20 protein-coding genes are annotated in these 23,701 nt (G+C 54.0%); 15 read left to right on the top strand and 5 right to left on the bottom strand.

Annotated features, from left to right (window positions below):
- Positions 1-366: hypothetical protein (locus tag VK738_13865; protein ID HTD23740.1), on the top strand; the 366-nt coding region annotated here is incomplete at its 5' end.
- A 76-nt stretch (positions 367-442) separates the two neighbouring features.
- Here VK738_13865 and VK738_13860 read toward each other — a convergent pair.
- Positions 443-1,402, bottom strand: a complete 960-nt coding sequence (locus VK738_13860; GenBank protein HTD23739.1) for a hypothetical protein — start codon at positions 1,400-1,402, stop codon at positions 443-445.
- Positions 1,403-1,872: 470 nt separating this feature from the next.
- The gene (locus VK738_13855) at positions 1,873-2,529 is read right to left on the bottom strand and encodes a DUF4230 domain-containing protein (protein HTD23738.1); all 657 of its coding nucleotides are present in this window, start codon (positions 2,527-2,529) and stop codon (positions 1,873-1,875) included.
- Between the two features lie 377 nt (positions 2,530-2,906).
- Here VK738_13855 and VK738_13850 point away from each other — a divergent pair, with 377 nt between their 5' ends.
- The 13 genes from VK738_13850 (at position 2,907) to VK738_13790 (ending at position 18,208) form a co-directional block, all read left to right on the top strand.
- A complete protein-coding gene (locus VK738_13850) occupies positions 2,907-4,112 on the top strand; it encodes an efflux RND transporter periplasmic adaptor subunit (GenBank protein HTD23737.1) in 1,206 nt (401 codons plus the stop codon).
- Positions 4,113-4,120: 8 nt separating this feature from the next.
- Positions 4,121-4,828 carry an ABC transporter ATP-binding protein gene (locus VK738_13845; protein ID HTD23736.1) on the top strand — a complete coding sequence of 236 codons (708 nt, stop codon included), beginning with the start codon at positions 4,121-4,123 and terminating at the stop codon, positions 4,826-4,828.
- A gap of 2 nt (positions 4,829-4,830) precedes the next feature.
- Positions 4,831-6,012 (top strand): ABC transporter permease, encoded by a 1,182-nt coding sequence (locus VK738_13840; protein ID HTD23735.1) that lies wholly within the window; start codon positions 4,831-4,833, stop codon positions 6,010-6,012.
- A 1-nt stretch (position 6,013) separates the two neighbouring features.
- Positions 6,014-7,183: an ABC transporter permease gene (locus VK738_13835; protein HTD23734.1), complete on the top strand. Its 1,170-nt coding sequence runs from the start codon at positions 6,014-6,016 to the stop codon at positions 7,181-7,183.
- Between the two features lie 334 nt (positions 7,184-7,517).
- The gene (locus VK738_13830; protein ID HTD23733.1) at positions 7,518-9,641 is read left to right on the top strand and encodes a radical SAM protein; all 2,124 of its coding nucleotides are present in this window, start codon (positions 7,518-7,520) and stop codon (positions 9,639-9,641) included.
- Between the two features lie 97 nt (positions 9,642-9,738).
- Positions 9,739-10,803, top strand: a complete 1,065-nt coding sequence (locus VK738_13825; GenBank protein HTD23732.1) for a radical SAM protein — start codon at positions 9,739-9,741, stop codon at positions 10,801-10,803.
- Positions 10,804-11,092: 289 nt separating this feature from the next.
- Entirely contained in the window at positions 11,093-11,410 is a 318-nt protein-coding gene (locus tag VK738_13820) for a hypothetical protein (GenBank protein ID HTD23731.1), read from the top strand.
- A gap of 136 nt (positions 11,411-11,546) precedes the next feature.
- Positions 11,547-11,813: a 30S ribosomal protein S15 gene (rpsO, locus tag VK738_13815; GenBank protein HTD23730.1), complete on the top strand. Its 267-nt coding sequence runs from the start codon at positions 11,547-11,549 to the stop codon at positions 11,811-11,813.
- Positions 11,814-11,974: 161 nt separating this feature from the next.
- Positions 11,975-14,347, top strand: coding sequence for a polyribonucleotide nucleotidyltransferase (gene pnp / locus VK738_13810; protein HTD23729.1), 2,373 nt, complete (start codon positions 11,975-11,977; stop codon positions 14,345-14,347).
- 472 nt (positions 14,348-14,819) lie between these two features.
- Positions 14,820-15,740 (top strand): right-handed parallel beta-helix repeat-containing protein, encoded by a 921-nt coding sequence (locus VK738_13805; GenBank protein ID HTD23728.1) that lies wholly within the window; start codon positions 14,820-14,822, stop codon positions 15,738-15,740.
- A gap of 340 nt (positions 15,741-16,080) precedes the next feature.
- Positions 16,081-16,983: a right-handed parallel beta-helix repeat-containing protein gene (locus tag VK738_13800; GenBank protein HTD23727.1), complete on the top strand. Its 903-nt coding sequence runs from the start codon at positions 16,081-16,083 to the stop codon at positions 16,981-16,983.
- 119 nt (positions 16,984-17,102) lie between these two features.
- A complete protein-coding gene (locus VK738_13795) occupies positions 17,103-17,891 on the top strand; it encodes a sulfite exporter TauE/SafE family protein (protein ID HTD23726.1) in 789 nt (262 codons plus the stop codon).
- Positions 17,891-18,208 carry a DUF1634 domain-containing protein gene (locus tag VK738_13790; protein HTD23725.1) on the top strand — a complete coding sequence of 106 codons (318 nt, stop codon included), beginning with the start codon at positions 17,891-17,893 and terminating at the stop codon, positions 18,206-18,208. Before VK738_13795 ends, VK738_13790 begins: the two co-directional genes overlap by 1 nt.
- Here the strand turns inward: VK738_13790 and murA are convergent.
- The 3 genes from murA to VK738_13775 form a co-directional block, all read right to left on the bottom strand.
- Positions 18,205-19,515, bottom strand: a complete 1,311-nt coding sequence (gene murA / locus VK738_13785) for a UDP-N-acetylglucosamine 1-carboxyvinyltransferase (protein HTD23724.1) — start codon at positions 19,513-19,515, stop codon at positions 18,205-18,207. The genes VK738_13790 and murA overlap by 4 nt on opposite strands.
- A 330-nt stretch (positions 19,516-19,845) precedes the next feature.
- Positions 19,846-20,760, bottom strand: a complete 915-nt coding sequence (murQ, locus tag VK738_13780; protein ID HTD23723.1) for an N-acetylmuramic acid 6-phosphate etherase — start codon at positions 20,758-20,760, stop codon at positions 19,846-19,848.
- Between the two features lie 14 nt (positions 20,761-20,774).
- On the bottom strand, positions 20,775-21,887 hold the full coding sequence (locus VK738_13775; GenBank protein HTD23722.1) for a serine hydrolase domain-containing protein: 1,113 nt from the start codon (positions 21,885-21,887) through the stop codon (positions 20,775-20,777).
- Positions 21,888-21,998: 111 nt separating this feature from the next.
- Between VK738_13775 and VK738_13770 the strand changes: the two genes are divergently transcribed.
- Positions 21,999-23,701: serine hydrolase (locus VK738_13770; GenBank protein ID HTD23721.1), on the top strand; the 1,703-nt coding region annotated here is incomplete at its 3' end.

Raw genomic sequence — 23,701 nt, 5'->3', positions numbered from 1 at the left:
AACGTAGGCGACCCGAACCTTACAGTCACCGCATCGGTGGACAACAGCGGTAGCACTTATAGCGCCGCAGTTTGGCAGGTCAACTTCTCCAACCCGGTTATCTTGGTGGCCTCGTCCAATCCCAATTGCAGCCAGCTTTTGCCCACGGCAATTTCCTGCAATCTCGGCGATATTCTGGTGAGCACGGGGAACCATTATTCCTTCAAGGTCCTGCCGCTCTTTGCGCGTTCTGTCGTAATAACCAGCGTAGTAACGTCTCCGACCGTGGGATCTATCAATTTGACTGGCAACAGCGCGACTGCGCCCACGGTACAGTTACGTCCACGACCACTGACCCGCAAGGGGCTTGTGCCCAAGATGCCATAAGAAATGTGCAATAGGACACAAAATTAGACATGAAGAAGAATAGCGAGACATCTGCAAAATAGTACTGAATCCATATTCAACGTTCAAAATAGACCCATGCTGGATTTGCGAGGGTGCTACTTGTGATGGTGCCGAGAGTAGCTGGTAAAACACCACCAGAAGAAGCATTTGCGGCGGTACCCCATGTTTTACTGCCACCCGAAATGACAATGGATCCTGGACCGCCAGCAATATTGGCCGCTACAATCGTAACAATGTTAGAAGAATTCGTTTGCGCGAAATAATAAAAGCCGGCATTTAGTGTGATGGGGGAACCCAAAAGGCTAGTAGTACTCGTAGTGTTGCTATTGGCCGTTGTAAATCCACCCGTATAGGCAAGCCTATTACCGAATATATCAAAGATTCCCAAATCTCCAGTACTAGCCGCAACTCCGTTTGCTATGCGATAAGAAACCTTCCCAATCTGGACCTTAAAGGGAAGGAAAAACTGATATACCCAGACATCGTTGGAATTATTTACCATGTTGCCGCCAGATTGGTAATTCGACGGCATCGCGATTGATACAGGCCAGAAGCCACCAACTCCAGAGCTATTGAGAGGCAAGATCTGATCAGCGGTAAGCAATTGACCGCTAGCAACTATAAGACCTGCATTCGCAGAGATAAGTCCAGAGGCCGAAATAGTGGTGGCTGTAACAGGACCCGAAATCGGCCCTGACAGGCTTAGAGCGGTCATGCTTTTCACAGCCATTCCCGTATCCGCTGCCGTCTGCTCAAACGGATCAAACACCACCTGATTCGGCAGCGTATATGTTGTTAACTGTGTTCCCGTAATGGTGATGTCGTATTTTCCCGACGCTGCGTAGAAATCGAAATGTCCCAGAGAATCGGCAGAGAACGGGTTGCTCTTCGTGGTTACACCATCGTCCGAATAAATAGTTGCATTCGTGTTGGTCCCTGCCAGTTTGACTGTGATTGTGGCCCCGCCTGCCGGTTTGGCAATATCGGTGAACGCTTGGGAACTATAATGCTGCATAAGTTTGTCTCCTGCAGAGTGAACCGGCCAAGTCTCAATCTGCAGTCTTGGTCCAGTTTCAGGCTCTAGTCGCATTACAGCACAACTTCCGGCTTCGCGATCCTTTGTGATACCACTCTGATATCATCTGGCCGAAAGCACTTTGGCACTAATTTGATATCAAAACCTTGACTTTTGTGAATTCGTAGCCAACTATTTCCTGTGGTACCTCGAGTATCTCGTACGTATGGTCTTTGAAAACCCGCAATGGTCTCTCAAGTCTCAGGTGCTCAATTTTGCAGATTGTTTACTGTAGAGTTACGAGATAGAGGTTGGATGTTTTCCGCAACATATTATTCCGGACCATAAGCAGCAAGTGCCTTGGCCTCCTCCCTATCTCATTGGATAACCATGGCTTACCGCTACCCAGACAAGAACAGCAAGTGGGGTGGGCAGTGTTACTTTCTAGGTAACATTTTATGAAACACTCTCTAGTCAAACTCGACCTTCTCGAACCCGAGTCCAATGAGCATACTGCTGAGGGTAGCGCGGGCATTCTGCTTCGCGGTATTCAGGATGCCATCCTGCAGCGCCGCCTCCAGCAACTGGCGCTCGGCCTGTTGCCGGACTTGACTCTCCAGGTTGGGATCCACGCGCACCAGCAATCCGGTTTGGCGCGAGTAAACCTTGGTTCGCGATTCGTCCACTCGTGTCATGAAGACTTGCGGCTGGGGCAGGCGCACGCGAATTTCTTTTCCACTAATGACAATGTCGCCGGGGTGCAATTGCTTGAAATCAACTCCAGCCACAACTTGTCCGTGCACCAGCATCAGCAGGCGGTCGCCTGTAAGGAAGTCCGGCAGGATGGGATTGTCTTTCTCTCCGGAAACGATCTGGTCCATGGTGTAGACCACGGTTTCAAGCCGCTGAAGCTGCTGGATTCGTTCCACCACCGTCGGCTGGCTGGCAATGCGCGTGTTTCGTCCCGTAATCGCAGACCAAAGGCGCTCCAGCGGACCAGACTCTGCCCGCATCAGCGCGAACGCAATGAGCAAAGTTGCAATTACTCCCAGCAGCAGGCCAAGGATAAGCGGCATAGCTTTGGAGGCCGGTTTAGCAGAATGCTCGGTTGTCACGGGTGCAGGCATAGGGTGCTATCTCTATTCTAAGTTCGGGTTGAAGCCGATGCTTATAAAAATGTTTCTTCTGACATTTGTCATATGCGATTAATGACACCTGGCACTAGTCTCTACCGCTCACTGCGCCAATACTGACAACGTCGCATTTTTACAAGCCAAGCCGCGTGGAAATCTCAGATAATGTCTGTTAATGTCTGTAAAATATAGTTTTCAGAGAGAGTGTACGCTGGGTTTTCAACAGAAACTGGCTTGATTTGTAAAAACGGCTGGTTTATCAACGCTTAATATTGCGGTGCTATTGTTAGTAGTCGTAAAAAACTTCCAACGGCCTGCATTCCAGTAACTTACGCGCTCACATCACGGCGCGCTTCACGTCTGAGGAAATCATGAGCGATTTAAAAGCCGAGCTGGCGTCTCTCCGTATTGATCGTGGGGCGAAGCCACGCTCTGGCTGGCGATGGGTGGCCTACATCTTTGTTTTTATTGTGATTGTGGCCGGATTAGGCTTCTATCTAACCTCAGGCAGCAGCCTTACTGCGGCTGAAGTGGAGACAGTGCATCCGACGGTGCAGAACTTCAGCCAGGCGGCCGCGGGCTCACCCATCCTCACTGCATCCGGTTACGTTGTGGCCCGTCGCAAAGCAGTGGTTTCCGCCAAGATCCAGGGGCGTCTTGCTGAATTGAAAGTCGAAGAGGGCAGCCAGGTGCGCGAAGGTGAAATCATCGCCCGCCTGGAGAGCGCCGACTACGAGGCACAAATTCAGGTGGCCCGTGCCCAGGTGCAGCATTCTGAAGCCGATCTTGCCGAGCAGCAACGGCAGTTGCGGATATCGCAGAACCTGGCGCAAGCACACGTCGTTTCGCAGGACCAGATGGATGCTGCCGCGAGCCGCGTCCGGATGGCGGAAGCTACGTTGTCTCAAAGTCGGGCCAGCGTTGCCGTCAGCGAAGCCAACTTTCAGAACACGCTGATCCGCGCGCCGTTTGCCGGGGTCGTAGTGAAGAAAATGGCTGAAGTGGGCGAAAGCGTGGCGCCGATTCCGCCAGGGGTGAACATCTCTACATCTTCCGGTGCCATTGTGGCGCTGGCCGATATGGCTACACTCGAAGTTGAGGCCGATGTGAGCGAATCCAATGTCGCCAAGCTCCAGCCCAATCAGAAGGCAGTGGTTTCGGTTGAGGCCTTTCCTGACCGTAACTACAATGCGGTACTGCGCCAGATAATCCCTACTGCTGATCGCACCAAGGCCACGGTTACTGTGAAGGTCACGATTCTGGATAAAGACAAAGATCTTAAGCCGGAGATGACGGCCAAGGCCACTTTTTTTGAGCCAGAAAAGAAGGGGGCGGATTCGCTTAATTCCAGTAAGCCCATTGTCAGCGTGCCCAAAGATGCGATTGCTACGCGCGACGGCAAGCCAGTCGTTTTTGAAATCAGAGAAGGCAAGAAAGTGTATGAGCTTCCCGTAACTACTGGGATGGAAAACCAGGACCAGGTCATCATCAAACAGGGTTTGATAGGCTCCGAGAACCTGGTGCTTCATCCTTCAGACAAACTCAAAGAAGGCGATGTTGTGAAGGTCAAGAGTTAGGAGATGGTATGGCAACAATGGCAACTGAAATAGGTACCGCAGCCGCGACTGTCAATGTGCAAAACGTTCGTAAGGTATACCACCGCGACAGCCAGGAGATCGTAGTTCTGGATGGCATTAACCTCTCGGTCCCGCAGGGCGAGTTCGTGGCCCTGATGGGACCCTCCGGGTCAGGCAAGACGACGCTGCTCAACCTGATTGCAGGCATTGATCGTCCCACCTCGGGAAGCGTCATTGTGGCTGACACCAATGTGGCAACACTCTCCGAAGGCGCATTGGCAAAATGGCGCAGCCGGAATGTGGGATTTATCTTTCAGTTTTACAATCTCATTCCGGTTCTGACGGCCGTGGAAAACGTTGCGCTGCCGCTGATGCTCTCGCCTCTTTCGGGCAAACAACGCAAAGAGAGGGCATTGACCGCACTGAAAATTGTAGGGTTGGCCGACCGCTCACAGCACTATCCCAAGCAGCTCTCCGGCGGACAGGAGCAGCGCGTCGCCATCGCCCGTGCCATTGTCACCGATCCCAAGGTCCTGGTAGCTGACGAACCTACGGGCGACCTTGATGCCAAGAGCGCGGAAGAGATCCTGAATTTAATGCAGACGCTCAACCAGGAATTCAAAAAGACCATTGTGATGGTCACACACGATCCACGCGCCGCTCAGCGTGCGCATACCCAGAAGCACCTTGAAAAAGGTGTGCTTCTTAAGGGGTGAGTATGAAATACGTACCGTTCATCTTAAAGCACCTGCGGCGGAACTGGATTCGCACCAGCAGCACCGTGATAGCCATGGCGGTGTGCATTTTCCTGTTCTGCACACTGCAGACATTCATTAAGGCGGTCAGTTGGAACTTGCAGAGCGCGAACGGCGCGCGCTTGGTCACCCGGCATAACGTCAGCCTGGTCTTTGGTCTGCCCCTTTCCTACGAGGCGCGCCTCGCTGCTCTGCCGGGTGTGAAAAGGGTCAGCATTCTCTCCTGGTTTGGAGGCTCACGCGACATCAACAAGCCATCAGATTTCTTTCCGAACATGGCGGTTGAGCCCGAGACCTATTTCGCCATGTATCCGGAATACATTGTTCCGGAAGACCAGAAGCAGGCATTCTTTCACGACGTACGCGGATGCATTGTGGGCAAAGCAACCGCAGATAAATTTCACTGGAAGGTGGGTGATACCTTCCAACTGGAAAGCTTCATTCCTCCATACCGCATCGGCAAGCCTTTCGAGTTTGTAGTCAGCGGCATCTACGACTCCGATCCGGTTCGCTATCCGGGCACTGACACGACTGCGATGTTTTTTAATTACAAATATCTTTACGAGGCGACAAACAGACGTGTACAGGCAGGCACCTACACCATCGAGATTGATGATCCCAAACAAGCCGGCGCCATCAGCAAAACCATAGACGCCCTCTTTGAAAATAGCGATGCCCAGACCCACACCGAGACCGAATCGGCCTTCCGCGCCGGTTTCGTTTCCATGGCCGGAAACCTGGCACTGCTGCTGAACGGAATTGCCATCGCTGTCATGTTTACTATCCTGCTGGTCACGGCCAACACTATGAGCATGGCGGTCCGCGAACGCCGTACAGAGATTGCAGTCCTCAAAACGTTGGGCTTTCCCAGTGGATTGGTGATGAGCCTGATATTAGGTGAGTCGCTGGTGTTGGGTGCTCTGGGTGGCACGGTAGGAATCCTGCTGGGCCGGGGCATGATCCAGGCATTGCCCAAAATGCCGTTCATTGGCGATGCAGTGCGCGGATTCCCCAATCTCGGTATGTCATTCTCAATCGGCAGCCTGGCGATGGGCGTTGCGTTGTTTCTAGGTTTAGCCGCCGGCTTCGTTCCCGCATTTCTCGCGTATCGCGCGAGAGTAACTGAGTTGCTGAGGCAGGTCTAAAATGGCGCTTCCTATCTCCTATAACATTCGCAATCTTGTCGTCCGCTGGAAGGTGACCCTGTTGGCCATCATAGGCATCGGATTGGTCGTTACTGTGTTCGTGGTGTTGCTCTCGATGTCCAGCGGCTTTAGTTTGGCGCTGCGGGCCACTGGACGCCCAGATAACGGTATCGTGGTGCAGCGGGGCTCTGGATCGGAGCTGACATCATGGTTTACCCATGAGCAGGCAAACCTGATCACCGTTGATTCCCGCGTGGCACGCGGCAGTGATGGCCAACCCCTTGTCTCGCCTGAACTCGTCATCGTGGCCAACATGTACCGCCGTTCTGACGGCAAGCCGACCAACGTCACAGTTCGCGCCGTGACCCAGAAGGCTTTCAAAGTACGCACTGGAGTCAACATCGTTCAAGGGCGGAACTTCACTCCGGGCTTGTACGAGATCATCGTAGGCCAGCGCATGGAAGAGCGCATGCGGGGTCTGGAAATCGGATCGAAGATCAACATCCAAAAACGTGAGTTTGAGGTGGTCGGAGTGTTCACTGCCGAAGACGGTTCATTTGAAAGCGAGGTTTGGGGTGACTTCGACGCCATGCGTGCGGCATTCCGGCGAGGCGATGGGCAAAACTCTCTCACGGTGCGTTTGGTTGACGCCAAGACACTTCCGAAATTTAACGAAGAGATCAAAGCCAATCCGCAAATGCAGCTTGAGATGATTCAAGAACGCAAGTACTACGAAGACCAGGCTGGTGTGGTTTCCAAGGCCCTGTTGGGGCTGGCCGGCTTCGTGTCGTTCGTCATGGGTATCGGCGCAGTTTTTGGTGCTATGAATACCATGTACGCCATCGTGGCCGCCCGCACTCGCGAAATTGGGACTCTTCGCGCTCTGGGTTTTTCGCGCTTCAGCATCCTCTTCGCTTTCGTTCTGGAAGCGATCTTCTTGGCGCTGATGGGAGGAGTGTTGGGATGTCTGCTGTCGTTCCCGATGAATGGTTTTACGGCCGGAACAGGGTTTACTGCTAGCTTCAGCGAAATTGCATTCGCATTCCACATTACCTCCGGGGATCTACTTAAAGGGCTGATCTTTGCCTTGGTCATGGGGATTATCGGAGGCCTTCTGCCCGCCTTCCGCGCTGCCCAGTTGCCCATCACAACTGCTTTGCGTGAGGCCTGATATCACTTCAAGCGACCAACCAGGTCAAACAAGATTAGTTGACCTGGTTGAGGATTCTCGGGATCTAAGTAGCTATTGAGCCCTTCCTAAAATTGCCCAAGCCACCTTTTGACCTAACTCGCACATTTCCAATCGTTTATCGGGAAAATCGGGCTGCAGTTTAATGCGTATAGGCGCCATTCACTGTCGAATAATGCCTGCTAAACCGATGGTAGTTGAGGCTAAGTGGTTGACCCACTAGGATATAGCGTTCCGCAGCATATTGCGGGCGGAAGCACTTACCGTCTCTATCTGGAGCGGGAAGATCCGGTTGTTCTTAAGGAGAGCACTCAAGATGCATAAGCCGATCAAGCATGTGGAAAAGGCAGTGACCGTGGCCGCGAATGCCGCGTGGAGACTTTTTGATTTTGCCAACCGCATCAATCCCAACCCATCGTTCACGCCCAAGTGGTCGGATAAGCCCTTGCTCAAGTCCTACGAGAAGAGCAAACCACCGCTCGGCTGGCCGCGCAGCACAGACTCGCTATGCCCGAAGTGTGTTCCGGAAATCCGCCAACAGATCGTTGACGGCAAGCTGCCCCACGAAGTGCTGCTCAATGAAAAGGCTGGCGAGATCAAGGCCCAGGTTATCGAGCGTGACGGCCAGATCTTGATGGTGAAAGATTGCCCCAAGCACGGTCATTTTGAAGACGTCATGGCTATGGATACCGATTTCTTCAAGCATCTCGAGGAAGTGTTCCCCGGCCGGGATATTGCTGCCCACAATGATGAAAGCCTGCACCACCACGGCACCAGCACCATCAAGCATGGCCGCGGCTCGGTGCTGACCATTGATCTCACCAATCGTTGCAACATGATGTGCGATCCCTGCTTCATGGACGCCAACCAGGTAGGTTTCGTCCACGAACTGACTTGGGACGACATTAAGACGCTGCTCGACAATGCCATTTCCATCAAGCCGCGGCGGCAGATGTCAGTACAGTTTTCCGGCGGCGAGCCGACGATTTCGCCCTACTTCCTGGATGCGCTACGTTACTCCCGCAAGGTGGGCTATAACAGCGTACAGGCGGCAACGAACGGCATCGAGTTCGCCAAGAGCCTGGATTTCTGCAAGCAGGCCCGTGAAGCCGGCTTGCGCTATGCCTACCTGCAATTTGACGGTATCGGCAATGCCGCCAACGAGCACCGCAAGGTCGGCAACCTGTTCGATGTGAAACTGAAGGCCATCCACAACCTGCACGAAGCTGGAGTGGAAATCGTGCCCGTGACTACCATCGTGAATGGGATCAACAACGAACAGGTAGGCAAGATCATTCAGTTTGCTCTGGAGAACCCCAAGATTATCTCCTTCCTGTCATTCCAGCCGGTTTCCTTCACTGGCCGCGATGAAGCTGTTACCGACGAGCGGCGCAAGGCGCAGCGTTACACGCTTTCGCACCTCGCCCACGATGTGAAAAATCAAACCGGACTTGGAGAGCCCATCCGTGACTGGTTCCCGATTTCGTTCATGAGCACATTCTCCGATTGGGCTGATCTGGTACACGGTCCTAACTCCGACTGGGGACACCTTAGCTGTGGCTGCCACCCCAACTGCGGCGTAGGTATGGCGGTGATGATTGACAAGGAAACCAAAGAGTCCGCCCCGGTTACAGCTTTCCTGAACGGCGAGCGCCTGGCCAAGGACGTAGCCAAGATTAACGATGCGGCTCGAGGTCATTTCTTGTCGCTCTTTGGCATGGCTCTGGCTCTGTTGCGCAATTACAACCCTTACAAGTCTCCCACCCACTTTAAACTGACGGACCTGCTGAAGAAGTTTGATAAAGCCTTTGGGGCCACTAAGGGCGCCAATGAGAAATACGGCAGCGTTAAAGGGGACCGCACCATCGAAGATATTAAAAGGCGTCGCAGTGATCGCTGGAACTTCCTGTTTATCGCTGGTATGTGGTTCCAGGATCTTTATAACTACGATTTTCGCCGCACCGAGCAGTGCATTATTCCTTACGCCACACAAGAGGGCGAGATCAGCTTCTGCGCCTATAACACCGGGGTGGGATGGCGCAACATCATCGAGAAAATGCACATGACCGCTTCGCTCACCAAGTGGTACGAGGAGCATGGACGCCATGAGATCTTCGCTGGCGGCAAACAGGTCAATCTGGCTGACCCCAGCCACAAGTTGAAGCTGAATGAGGTACACGTGAATGCCGAGCGTCAGCATGATCTGGATGAGCTGGGAATTGCCAAGAACGCCCGCGAAGAGAAGCTGCGCGCTCGCGATGCCAAAAACAAGCAGGATGCTGAAAATGCCCGTATGGAAAAGCTATACCGTCAGCATGTGCTGAAAGAGCCGGCGCCTAGCGGTAATTTTGTGCAACTCAATACCCTGGTTTCTTCCAAGGTCGCTTCCAAACCGGCTGGCGCGAAAGAAGAGGTCAAGGAAGAAGTCTTCGGCGACTAAACTTTGTTGTGAATGCGCATTGTTTTGCGAAAATTAAGGTTATTCGAGGCCGCCTTAGCCGGCGGCCTTTTTCCCTAAGACATCAGAAACGGCCCCTATGGTGCAGAAACCCTCATCCCTCCGGCGGACTTTAAAGACATTTCATCGCCGGTCGCGCGAATTGAAGATGATTGTGAAGGGCCTGCTCTCCACAGACCATCCCGTGCAGGCGCAGATCATTCCCGTACGACGCTGCAATCTGGCGTGCGCCTACTGCAACGAATACGATGATGTTTCCAAGCCTGTGACCAAAGAAGAGATGTTTGCTCGGGTTGATCATCTGGGCAAACTGGGTACTACCATTATTGTCATCAGCGGCGGTGAGCCGCTTCTGCATCCCGATCTCGATGAAATCATCGCCCGCATTCGCAGCCACGGCGTCATTGCCGGCATGATTACCAACGGATATCTTCTGGTTCCCGAGCGTATTGAACGGCTGAACCGTGCCGGACTGGAGCATCTGCAAATCAGCATTGATAATGTAACGCCCGACGATACCTCCAAAAAGAGCCTGAAGGTGCTCGACAAAAAACTGCAAATGCTGGCCGAGTATGCCGAATTTCACGTGAATATCAATTCCGTAATTGGCGGCGGAATTCAGAACCCGGAAGATGCCGTGGTGATCGGCCGCCGCGCCCGCGAACTGGGATTTACCTCCACGGTAGGGATCATCCACAATCATGTTGGGCAGCTTAAGCCGCTTTCAGAGCGAGAGCAGGCAGTTTACCGCGAGATGAAGGAGATGAATCGCTCCAGCTACTCGCGGCTGAACAAATTCCAGGAAAACATCGCCCTGGGAAAGCCCAACAATTGGCGCTGCCGCTCTGGCTCCCGCTATCTGTATATCTGTGAAGATGGTTTGGTGCACTATTGTTCGCAGCAGCGCGGCACCCCGGGCGTTCCCTTGCTGGAATACACGGTAGACGACATCCGCCGCGAGTTCCTGATCGAAAAGCATTGTGCGCCCAACTGCACCATCTCCTGCGCCCATCAGACGTCATACATGGATTACTGGCGCGCTCCGCAACATAAGCTTCCCCTGCTTAAGAAAGCCCGTCCCGAGCTATTCGTGCAAATCGCCCAGCCCCAGCAGGAAGAACGCGATCGCGAACTGGCCGTCTAGATTCCCCGGATTACTGCGTTTCGGCACTAAATCTATCGCTTCGTCTTGTCTGTTTGCCCTCTTAACCCCTGGGAGCGGCAATCCAAAAATTATCTATTAAGTTATGTATTAACTAGTATCCCCACAAGTACATTGCCCCGACGTAACGCAAGAAAAGCTTGCGTGAGTTTCAAGGCAGGCGTATCTTTGGTATCAATTCCTTCTTCTTGTTGTATATCCCTGGTTTGCGTGGTGGGCCACTTCAGTCGCATTTCTCGGCATTCAGTTTGCCGATTCAGAGCTCTGGAACATGTGGATCGAGAAGATTCGTCGAGGTGTCTTGCAAGTCGAGACCGACGGTGAGTTGCGCTTTGTCGAGCCTTCCTTTGCGCAGCGCCTTCAGCTTTTATGGACTTTCCGCAATTTTAATGTGCTTCCCGAACACGTGCTCAACCAGCATGAGCGTCAGTTGATGGGGCAGCTTTGCCAAAGATCTCGTCCTGTCCGTCGGGGCGTTGATACGGGCATGCCTGGTCCTATCATCGGAATACTGGAATTGAATAAATCGGTTGTATCCAGGAAAAAAGCGCCACAGAGTACGGTTGCCCAGACTCGCAATTCCGCCTAAGTATCACATAAGCCAAAAGCTAACAGTCAAAAGATAGACTCCAACCGCCCTGCCTTTACACGCTTACCTCCAGCGTGTTACTGTAGTAAGGTTTACAAACGATTGAAAATAAAACAGTAGGAGTGCATCAAGCCAAGTGTTAGCGAAGCAGCAAAAGCAAGAGATTATCATCCGGCATCAGCGGAATAACAACGATACCGGCAGCCCCGAAGTGCAGATTGCGATTCTTTCGGAAAGAATAGGTGATTTGACGCAGCACTTCCAAACTCACAAGAAGGATCACGCCTCCCGGCGCGGGCTTCTTATGCTAGTTAGCAAGCGACGTCGTTTGCTCGATTATCTGAAGACCTACGACTCCGAGCGTTACAAAACCGTTATTCAGAAGCACGGCATCCGCAAGTAATTTCTGCCTTTGCCAGCAACTGGACCAGGTAGTTCTGCATTAGGATTAGTGTATTTCGCTGCATCGGCAGGGGCGCCGCATAGCAGCAAACATCAGGGCCGCTTCGCTCTCTCACCCACCAACACGGAAGCCATGCATCTTCGCAGGAAAGAAGGAACTCTATGAAGCACGAAGTCACCGTTGAACTCGCAGGTGGCAAAAAACTCTCTTTTGAAACCGGCCATTGGGCCAAGCAAGCGCACGGCTCAGCCGTGGTGCGCAGCGGCGACAATGTAATCCTCGCAACCGCCTGCGCCAACGCCCAACCACGCGAAGGCACGGATTTTTTCCCCCTGACGGTGGATTACCGTGAATACACCTATGCCGGCGGACGCATCCCCGGCGGCTTTATCAAGCGCGAAGGCCGTCCCAGCGAACGTGAAATCCTGACCAGCCGCATGATTGACCGCCCCATCCGCCCGCTCTTTCCCGAAGGATTCCGCAACGATACCCAGGTTATTGCTCTTGTGCTCTCTGCCGATACTGAAAACGATCCTGACGTGCTTGCTATTAATGGTGCCGGCGCAGCCTTGGCGGTTTCCGATGTTCCATTCCCTTATTCGGTAGGCGCAGTACGGGTTGGCCAGATCGATGGCAAGTTCATCATCAATCCCACCTATAAAGAGATCGCAGAGGGCAAACTGAACATTACGGTAGTGGGTACGCCGGAAGGCATTGTGATGATCGAAGCCGGCGTCCGCGAGGTGAGTGAAGAGATCATAGTTGATGCCATTGAATTTGCTCACACCGAGATCAAGAAAATATGTTCTGCCATCCGCAGCCTTGCTGAGTTGGTAGGTGTAAAAAAGCGCGAAGTCGCACCTGTGGAATTCGAGCAGGCTTATTACGACGAGTTGAAGGCCAAGGTCGGCGAGCGCTTGAGTGATGCGCTGGATACCAAAAAGCACCCCAAATCCGAGAGCTACCAATTGGTGGATGAGATTAAGAAAGAACTCATTGGCCAGATTTCAGAAGATGACGAGGCAGCTCGTAAGCGCCTCTCGCATTACTATGAAGTTCTGCGTGAGCGTATTTTCCGCGAGCAGGTGACGAAGGACCGTCGCCGTCCCGATGCCCGCGCCTTCGATCAGATACGCCCCATCAGTATTGAAGTGGGTGTGCTGCCTCGCACCCACGGCTCATCCGTCTTTACCCGTGGCGAAACCCAGGCCCTGGTGACTACTACTCTGGGCACCACCGATGATATGCAACGCATTGAGCGCTTTGAGGGAGAGACCAAAAAGCGTTTTATGCTGCATTACAATTTCCCGCCTTTTTCGGTGGGCGAGGTTTCTTTCATGCGTGGAGCCGGACGCCGCGAAGTCGGCCACGGCGCTCTCGCCGAGCGCTCTATCTCAGCGGTGCTGCCGGGCGAAGATGTTTGGCCCTATACCATGCGCGTGGTCTCTGACATTCTGGAATCCAATGGATCGTCTTCCATGGCAAGCGTCTGCGGCGCATCGCTTTCCCTGATGGATGCTGGTGTGCCCCTCAAGGCCCCGGTTGCCGGCGTAGCCATGGGATTGGTGAAGGAAGGTGATGCCTACGCCATCCTGACGGACATTGCTGGTGCCGAAGATCATTACGGCGATATGGATTTCAAAGTGGCAGGCACACGCGACGGCATTACCGCCCTGCAAATGGATATCAAGGTGCCCAACATCAGCACCACGATCATGCGTGAAGCCCTGGAGCAGGCCCGCCAGGGAAGATTGTTCATCCTCGATCGCATGAATGAAGTTCTGGGTGAGGGGCGCACTAAGGTCTCCGAACACGCTCCGCGCATCCATACTCTGCAGATTCCAGTGGATAAGATTCGCGATCTCATTGGCCCGGGCGGCAAAGTTATCCGGGGTATCATTGATGCGACCGGAGTCAAGATTGATGTGGACGACACCGGCAAGGTCAACGTCGCTTCCAACAACGAGGAAGCAGCCGCTAAGGCCCTGCAGATGATCGGCGATCTCACTGCCGTACCGGAAGTAGGGAAGACCTACCTCGGAAAAGTCGTTCGGCTGGCTGAATTCGGCGCCTTTGTGGAAATCTTCCCCGGAACCGATGGTCTGCTGCATATTAGCGAAGTTGCTGAGCATCGTATTGCCGATATTCACGATGAACTCAAAGAAGGCGATCAAGTGCTGGTCAAGGTGCTTTCCATTGAAGGTAATCGCATTCGTCTCTCGCGCAAGGCCATCTTGAAGGAGCAACGTGCCAAAATGGGCGGTGGCGAAGCCCCGCCAACGGTCGGCAGCATGACCCTTGAGGGCGGAGATGGGGATTTCAGCGCAGAGGATACCCACAGCGAAGGCGAACCCAACTTTAACCGCGTTGAAGGTGAGCCCGCGCACGCTGGCCGGCCACCGCATCGTGATCGCGGCGGCGACCGGGGCGGTGATCGTGGAGGCCGGGGCGGACGCCGGGGCGGACGCGGCGGACGTAACGGTGGCGGTCATCGCGGGGGCAGTGGCGGCAGTGGTGGTGGCCATCGCCACTAAGTTAACGCGCCGCTGAAAGGCCCTCAAGATATCGCGGTCAAATAGCTTTTCCGTCCCTCATGGCTTCGGCCATGGGGGATTTTTCTAGAATCTGCTTTTCCCTAAATCTACTTTTCCTAAGATCCCGTACTTACTTCAGACGGCAAGTATTTCCGTTTTCCATCGATAATTTCAGGTTGCACAGATATGCGTCTTCTTGAAAGGTGCGGCTAAATGGCTGTGGAAAAAGTAGTGATGTGGTTCCAAACCGAGAAAATTCCTGAAGTCGTATAAGAGCATTTTGCTTCATCAAAGTTCAGTGAAAACTATGTCACTACCTTAAAAAACAGGCTCTTTACATGACACGATTTGCTGATTTCTGTCACAACTTTACAGATCCTCGGCTCTGCCGCGAACAATGGGTCCTGAAAGCCGGCAAAGGCGGATCTGTATTTCAAAATCCAATCAAAATTCAATCAAAGGACATTCAAAAATGAGCAGAATGAATTTGCTTAACCTCTTTACCATTGTTTTACTGGCTACCGCATTGACGAGCGCACAAGCGTCTAGGACTTGGGTTTCCGGCGTCGGAGATGATGCTTTCCCTTGCAGCCGCACCGCTCCATGTAAGACCTTCGCTGGCGCAATCTCCAAGACTGCTGTCGGGGGCGAAATTGATGCTCTCGACCCAGGTGGATTCGGCGCGGTCACCATTACCAAGGCCATCACCATTGACGGTGGCGGAGGTCAGGTTGCTTCCGTCCTGGTCAGCGGCGGCATCAATGGAATTGTCGTACAAGCTGGCGCGAACGACATTGTTACCATCCGAAACATTAGAATCAACGGAGTTGACCAGAACCCCCAAGTTGGTGGTGGACTCAACGGAATCAGGTGGACCAGCGGTAAGGCTCTCCACATAGAGAACTGCGTAATCTTCGGCTTCACCAATAACGGTATAGACATCGCCAAATCCGATGGCGGCAAGGCGTTCATTCTCGATACCATCGTCCAAGACAACACCCAAAACGGCGTGCAGGCGACTGATACGGTTAACACCGTTAGCGTAGTGGTGGACAACTCCCGCTTTGAAAACAATGGACACGATGGCATGTTTGCAGCCGACTTCAGCAATTTCAGTGTAAGCAGAAGCGACGCCTCAGGCAACGTTAACGGCTTCGCTGCCCAGGCGGCCGGGGGCAACGCAGTGATAAGTTTGGCCAATTCGACCGCGGGGCTAAACAGCAATGTGGGACTCTTTGCCGGTACTGCTGCGACGGTTCGCATTGAAGGCGTGTCACTTTTCGACAACGCGGGCGCGGGAATGTCAACGGCTGGCGGCGGCGCCATCGTAACATTCCTCAACAACTACAATACCCTTGGTGGAGCACCGACCGGCAGCATCATGCCGCAGTAATACGCATTTTTCGGGTCCCGGCAGCGGTTAGGGGAAGGATCTTCACTGATATCGTTCTCTGCCATCGCAAACCCCATGTCTTCTGTCTGTCTGGCCGTGCATTGACTCAATGCACGGCCAGACTTGATTGTTTTGTCCAAGAACCGTAATTTTCGGCTGCGCTTACTATCCATTGAACATAAGCTTACTTAAATGTTGTGTAGAAATTCGACATTTTTCTGGTATGATGCCTTTGGTTTAGTCTCCCCCTTACACAAGCTACGCTCCTGCCGCAAAATTGGGCCTGCAAGTCGGCAGAGCTGGGCCAATTTGTCAAAAATTCAATCAAAGGACATTTGAAATGCGTAAAATCAATTTGCTGATCCTCTTAACTATTGTCTTGCTTGGGAGCACGTTAGTGAGCGCCCAGGCATCCCGGACATGGGTTTCTGGCGTTGGAGATGACGCCAACCCGTGCAGCCGCACTGCCCCATGTAAGACCTTTGCCGGCGCAATCTCCAAGACTGCTGTCGGCGGCGAGATTGACGCTCTGGATCCAGGTGGTTTTGGCGCAGTTACAATCACCAAGGCCATCACCATTGACGGTGGTGGAGGGCAGGTTGCCTCGGTGTTGGTCGCCGGCACTAATGGCATTGTCGTTCAGGCCCAACCAAATGATGTGGTGACTCTGCGCAACCTCCGCATTAATGGAAACAACAATAGTGGGATCAACGGAGTTAGGTGGACCCAAGGCAAGGCTCTTCATATAGAATCTTGCGTGATCTTTAGCTTCAACAATAACGGTATAGACATCGCCAAATCCGATGGCGGCAAGGCATTCATTATCGATACCATCGTCCAAGACAACACCCAAAACGGCGTGCAGGCGACTGATGCCGCTAACACCGTTTCCATAGTTGTTGACAACTCCCGCTTTGAAAACAATGGACACGATGGCATCTTTGCCGCCGACTTCAGCAATTTCAGCGTAAGCAGAAGCGACGCCTCCGGTAACGTCAACGGCTTCGCTGCCCAGGCGGCCGCGGGCAACGCAGTGATAAGTTTGGCCTTTTCGACCGCAGGGCTAAATACCAATGTAGGACTCTTTTCCGGAACCGCTTCGACGGTTCGCGTTGCCGGCGTGTCACTTTTCGACAACACGAACGCAGGAATGTCAACGGCTGGCGGCGGCGCCATCGTCACATTCCTCAACAACTACAATACCTTTGGTGGAGCACCGACCGGCAGTATCATGCCGCAGTGATCCGAATTTTTGGATCCAGCAGCAATTCGTGAAGGATCGGTAAAAATAAAGTCTGTAGAAAAAGCCTTCCAGTCCGGAAGGCTTTTTCTTTCACGTGTTCTATAATCTTTCTTTCCCCAATGACCCTGGTTTCCACGCTCATCCTGGCGGTGGTCGGCTTCCTGGCCGGTTCTTTGGGTGCAGTGGTGGGACTGGGTGGCGGCATCATCATCATTCCTGTTCTGGCGCTCTATTTTCATCTCCCATTTCCGCAAGCCATTGGCGCCAGCCTGGTTTCGGTGATTGCTACTTCGACGGCGACCTCGTCGGTTCACGTGGAGCGGCATGTTGCCAATATGAAATTGGGCATGACCCTCGAATTGAGTACCACGCTCGGTGCTGCTCTTGCCGCCATGGTGGCCCATTCTATTCATCGCCGGATTCTTGGAATGTTGTTTATTGCCTTTATCGGCTACAGTGCCTTTTCGTTGCTGCGGCACATGTGGAGCGCGCGTTCCAAGAAGACGGAAACTGAGGTGTCCGCTTACACGGTGCGCCGCTACCCACTCGGGTTAGCTGCTTCGTTCGTGGCGGGGGCATTCTCCGGCCTTTTGGGGGTGGGCGGAGGCTTGATCAAAGTTCCTGTGATGTATCTGTTTATGGGTGTTCCTCTGCGGGTGGCTACTGCCACCAGCAACTTCATGATTGGTGTGACTGCTGCCACCAGCGCCTACATTTACTACGGGCGCGGCGATATCCGTCTCGAGGTGGTTGTGCCTCTTGTCATCGGCGTGTTCTCCGGATCCATGTTGGGAGCGCGGTTGGCTCCGCGCCTTCATGCTGTATATGTGCAGTTCCTGCTTATCGGGGTGATGATTTTTCTGGCTGTCCAGATGGCACTGCGTATTGCTTCAGGAGGGCTGAATTGATGGCGTCTGAGAAATTCACCCCAGAAAACCAAGGAAGCAAAAGCACCGACCGCTGGGTAGCGCTCATTCTGCGCATCGGGGCCTATGGGTCTATAGCTTTATTGCTGATTGGTTTGCTGCTCTGGGCGGCAGTTTCTGGACCGCTTGGCATGCAGGTCATGCGCGTTGGAATATTGCTGTTGATGGCAACCCCGGTTCTGCGCATCATTACGCTTTTGTTCTTGTATCTGCACGCCCGCGACTGGAAATACGCCCTCATCTCTTTCACGGTGCTGCTGATTGTGATCGTTAGCTCGCTTTTGGGGATTAAGCTCTAATTCGTCACCGCCGGCACCGCACTGCTGCGCCGCGAGAGCATTTCGCCAATCCGCTTCATTTGCGCACCTACGCCGCGCAGCTTTTCTTCAATGCGCTCATAGCCGCGGTCAATGTGATACACGCGATCAATGATGGTCTCGCCGTCGGCGACCAGCGCGGCCAAGACAAGCGATGCCGATGCCCGCAGATCGGAAGCCAGAACTGCGGCCGAGCTTAAAGGCGTTTTTCCTCGTACCACGGCGCGCCGGCCTTCAATCTTGATGTTGGCTCCCATTCGGACCAGCTCTTGGGCGTGCATGAAGCGGTTCTCGAAGATATTTTCGGTAATGACGGAAGTGCCATCGGCTTGCGTGGCCAAGGTCATGTATTGCGCCTGCATGTCGGTGGGGAATCCGGGGTACTCTTCCGTGCTCATGTCTATAGCCTTGATGGAGCTGCCGGCACTCACGCGTACCGCGTCGGAGGATTCATGAATGGTGATGCCGACCTCCTGCAGCTTTTGCAGCAGCGCGCCCAGGTGCTTGGGGTCGCAGTTAGACACCATCAGGTCACCCCCGGTCAGTGCTCCAGCAATGATGAAAGTTCCGGCTTCGATGCGATCGGGAATGATGCGGTGGCGTGCGCCGTGGAGCTTTTCCACTCCAAGGATGCGAATGGTTCCCGTTCCCGCGCCTTCGATTTTTGCACCCATCTTATTGAGCAGCGCTGCCAGATCGGAGACCTCAGGTTCACGGGCGCAGTTTTCCATCATGGTTTCGCCCTGGGCAAGGGCCGCCGCCATCATGAGGTCTTCGGTCCCGGTGACAGTAATCTTTTCGAAAACAATGTGGTTGCCACGCAGGCGGTCGGCGCGGGCCTCTATGTAGCCGTGCTCCTGTGTAATGGTTGCACCCAGCCGTTCCAATCCTTTGATGTGCAGGTCAATGGGGCGTGCTCCAATAGCGCAGCCTCCGGGAAGGGAGACGCGCGCGCACCCTGTACGGGCCACTAGGGGCCCCAGGACCAGCGTGGAGGCCCGCATGGTCTTCACCAGCTCGTAGGAGGCCTCCGGGTTTGTGCTCAAGTTCTTGCAGTTGATGGTGGTGCGGTGGTGGGCGCGTCCGTAGCCCAATTCAACCTCAGCGCCCATTGCCACCAGCAACTTACGCGTGGTCTCGATGTCACGCACGTCGGGGACGTTTTCCAGAATCACCGGTTCATCGGTAAGCAGGGCAGCGGCCATGGCAGGGAGAGCAGCATTCTTTGCGCCGCTGACCCGAATCGTTCCCAGCAGCGGGTTCCCGCCGCGAATGACAAATTTATCCATTTCTGTTTTTCCCGTGGTCTTGCGGATTTCCGCGGGTCAGGTGGGGTACTTGCTGACGCCCGATTTTCGGTGTTAAGTCTTTAATATTCAATAACATAAGATGCCTTTAAACTCATACTTGCTGGAGTAGTGTCTAGATACATAAATCGCGCCTTGAAATATGGGTAGTTCGAAATAAGCATACACGTCTTTTCTTCAAGCTCTGAGGCGTCTGCGCAAGAGGTCCCACTCAACCGCCAACGGGACGCCGACGCTACTTCTCAGGGCGTACCTCAAGCAAATGATAGGCGATAACTCCTCGAAGACCAATAGTTTGATGCCTCTTTGATATCAGCCCAGGGCGGCCTCGACTGCCTGCCGTACATTTCCTTTTGTGGTGTGCAATAATTTTTCTGCCTGCGGGCGCGGGACATGCCCCATCAGCATGACCAGGGCTACCGGGACATTTTTGCCCGAGGCCTTCAGTGCGCGTATGGCCTTGGCCCGCGATATCTTGGCCATGGTTTGCAGGATGCCGATGCCACGCTCGGTCAGCTTGTCGTTCTTGGGTGTGACGTTCACCATCAGGTTGTCAAAAACGTATCCCAGCCGCGTCATAGCGCCCGTGGTCAGCATGTTCAAGATCAATTTTTGTGCAGTACCGGCTTTCATGCGGGTCGAACCCGAGATCACCTCGGGCCCTACTGCGGCTACGATAGCGATATGGGCTGCCCGAGCCAGCGGCGTATTGTAATTGCAGGTCACGGCAACCGTGTAAGCTCCGACCTTGCGTGCATATTGCAATGCGGCCACGGTGTATGGAGTAGATCCGCTGGCGGCGATGCCGATGACCACATCGCGCTTCGATGGCCGGCGCTTCGCCAAGTCTCGTTTGCCGGCCTCGCGTGAGTCTTCGCTGTATTCCGCCGGCTTGCCGAGGGCTTTGTCTCCGCCTGCAATCACGTATTGCACAATTTTGGGGTCAGTATTAAAAGTGGGGACGCACTCTGCGGCGTCCAGCGCGGCCAGTCGTCCACTGGTCCCGGCTCCTACGTAAATCAGCTTGCCTCCCGAGCCAATGGCGCGCGCAATCGCCTCGATGGCCTGTGCGATCTGTGGCAGCGCGTGGGCCACAACCGCAGCAACTTTGCGGTCTTCGCGGTTGATGATGTGGGCAATTTCAACCGCAGACCGCAAATCCAGGTGCCGCGAGGCGCGGTTACGCTGCTCGGTGCTGAGTTTGTGAATGTGGTTACGAGGGCTCATGACGTATGGCTTACTCAATCGTTCCTATCAAGGGCTTCCAGTATGGCATCGTGGAAGGTGGGACGCACAGTTTTGATCTTGTCGGATGCGCGGTCGGGCCAGGTGCGATTAGTGAGCAAAGTCACCGAGAGCTGCCGCTCAGGATCAATCCACAACGACGTTCCGGTGTAGCCCAGGTGCCCATAAGATTTTGGCGAGAAATATTTTCCTGATTGTGACGGGGCTGAAGGAGTGTCCCACCCCAGCGCATACGAACCGGGGACGGAGGCATCGCGAGTCGTAAATAATTCTACGGTTTCGCGTTTAAGGATAGGCGAGCCACCGTCTAACAGACACTGTGCAAACCGCGCCACATCGTAAGCTGTGGCAAAAAGACCGGCGTGTCCCGCGACTCCGCGCAAAATGCTGGCGTTTTCATCGTGAACTTCTCCCTGAACAATGCGTTTGCGAAAGGAGCGGTCATCCACGGTGGGTGGAATACGCTGCCCCCAATTCATCGGCGGATTATATGTGGTATCGCGCATGCCCAAAGGTTTAAAAATCTCTTTGCGGCAGAAGCTGTCGAGCGGCTCGCCGGCGGTGCGCGCCAATAACTCGCCCAGAATAATAAACCCAATGTCGCTGTAATCGGCGCGTGTACCCGGCTCCGCGGTCAGTGGCGCGCGCGAGGCATTTTGCACCAGCCGCTCCCGGTCGTTGGCTTGTTCAAAGAGCCGCAGGTAGGAAGGCAATCCGGCGGTATGGTTCAACAGCATTCGGATTGTGACTCGGTCTCGTATCGGGTCGGTTCCGGCAAATTCCGGAAGCGCCTCTTTGACCGGCATATCCAGCCGCAATTTCCGTCTCTCGTACAACATCATGGCCATAGTCGTGGTTGCGATCACCTTGGATACCGAAGCGAGATCGTAAATTGTGTTGTGGTCCACCGGCGTCGAGTCCGGGGCATAGGTGAAATGCCCTACTCCAGCCAATGCCACCAGCTCTTCACGGAGCGTGACCGCCACCGAAGCTCCGGGGAACGCAGATTCGGCAACGCCTTGCTTGAGTACCTCGAAGGCGCGTGCAAAGCGTTGTGCTTGCCCGCCATAGGCATCTTTAAGTGAAACAGGATTATTCCAGGATCGCAGCTCGCGAGACCGTTCCTTTCAGGCCAGTTTTATTTTTTTACCCACAGCGATTTTACACAGAGCCTGCTTGCCTGAATACCCCTGCGGCTTTATAAAAGACCCAGACACATTATGTACAAACGGTGTACCTCGTCTCGTGCTTTCCTCTCCTTCTGCCTTTTAGTGTGGTTTCTCGTCTTATCGTTTCTTTCGGCACCGCTCGGGCGCGGCGATGATGCTGAAAAACGTGATCCGCGCTTTGCCGCGGTGGACAACATTTTTGAGCAAGCGGTCGCCGAAGGAAAAATTCCCGGTGCAATGGTTTTAGTGGGCCATAAAGGGGAAGTTGTTTACCGCCGCGCCTTTGGATCTCGAGCACTCGAGCCCCGGCGCGAAGCCATGACGCTGGACACGATTTTTGACCTGGCTTCACTCACCAAATCTATCGCCACGGCTCCTTCGATCATGCGCATGGTGCAACTTGGCCAGGTGAGATTGAATGATCCCGTGGCCCGCTATCTGCCGGAGTTCGGACGCAACGGTAAGGAAGATATAACCGTGCGCCAGTTGCTGACCCATTTTTCCGGATTGCGCGAAGATATTGATCTGAATCCGCCCTGGCAGGGAAAACAGCGGGCGTTCGAACTGGCCTTTGATGAAAAACCGGTTTCGCCGCCCGGCTCTCAGTTCCGCTATAGCGATACCAATTACATCGTTCTTGGCGCTTTGGTCGAACATCTCTCGGGCATGTCGCTGAAAGAATATGCTGAGGCTCATATCTTTCACCCGTTGAACATGACGCATACGGCTTTTCTGCCTCCGCAAGCGTGGTTGCCACAAATTGCTCCGACGCAATATGACGACCGCGGCATCATGATGCGGGGCGAGGTGCACGATCCCAGAGCGCGCCGCATGGGTGGCGTTGCCGGACACGCCGGATTGTTTTCAACGGCCGACGACCTCAGCCGTTTTGCCCAAGCCATGCTCGATGGCGACAAAATCCTTTCACCTGAAATTATTGAAAAGATGACCACGCCCCAGCAGCCGGCCAATTCCACTATTCTCCGCGGTTTGGGATGGGACATTGACTCGCCTTTTTCCAGCAATCGCGGAGAGTTGTTGCCTGTGGGCTCTTACGGCCACACTGGATTTACCGGTACCTCTATCTGGATTGATCCGCTTACCCAGACCTACATCATTATCCTGACCAATGCAGTGCATCCCAGAGGCGGCCAGAATACGATTTCTCTGCGCTCGCGCGCGGCCACGGCGATTACTGACGCCCTGGAATTGGAGGTCAAAGACGAAGACAAAGCCAAGCTGGCGGCTATCACCGGCTACAACGAAACTTTGGCGGGCGAGCGGCGGCTGGCGGTTCGTAATGGTACGGTTCTCACTGGGATTGATGTGCTCGAAGCCCAAAACTTTACTCAATTGCATGGCTCCAAAAGCTCGCCTCGGCGCATTGGCGTGCTCACCAACCAGACCGGAGTTGACGCTCAGGGACGCCGCACTATCGACGTTCTCGCGCAAATTCCAGGTGTGCAGTTGGTTGCAATTTTTTCTCCCGAACACGGCGCTGCCGGCCAACTGGATACGACCGACATCGGGAATTCAGTCGATGCCGCCACGCACGTGCCTATTTACAACGTTTACGGCGCCACGGATGCGCAGCGACATCCTCCGCTGGATGTGCTTAAGAATCTGGATGCAGTGGTAATTGATCTTCAAGATGCCGGCGTGCACTTCTACACCTACGAAACTACGATGGGGTATTTTCTGGAATCTGCCGCGAAAACTGGGACTGAGGTGGTTGTGCTCGACCGTCCCAACCC

The sequence above is a fragment of the Terriglobales bacterium genome, assembly GCA_035487355.1.
In the GTDB taxonomy this organism is placed as follows: Bacteria; Acidobacteriota; Terriglobia; order Terriglobales; family Acidobacteriaceae; genus QIAW01.
This window is presented reverse-complemented; position numbering and strand designations above follow the sequence as displayed.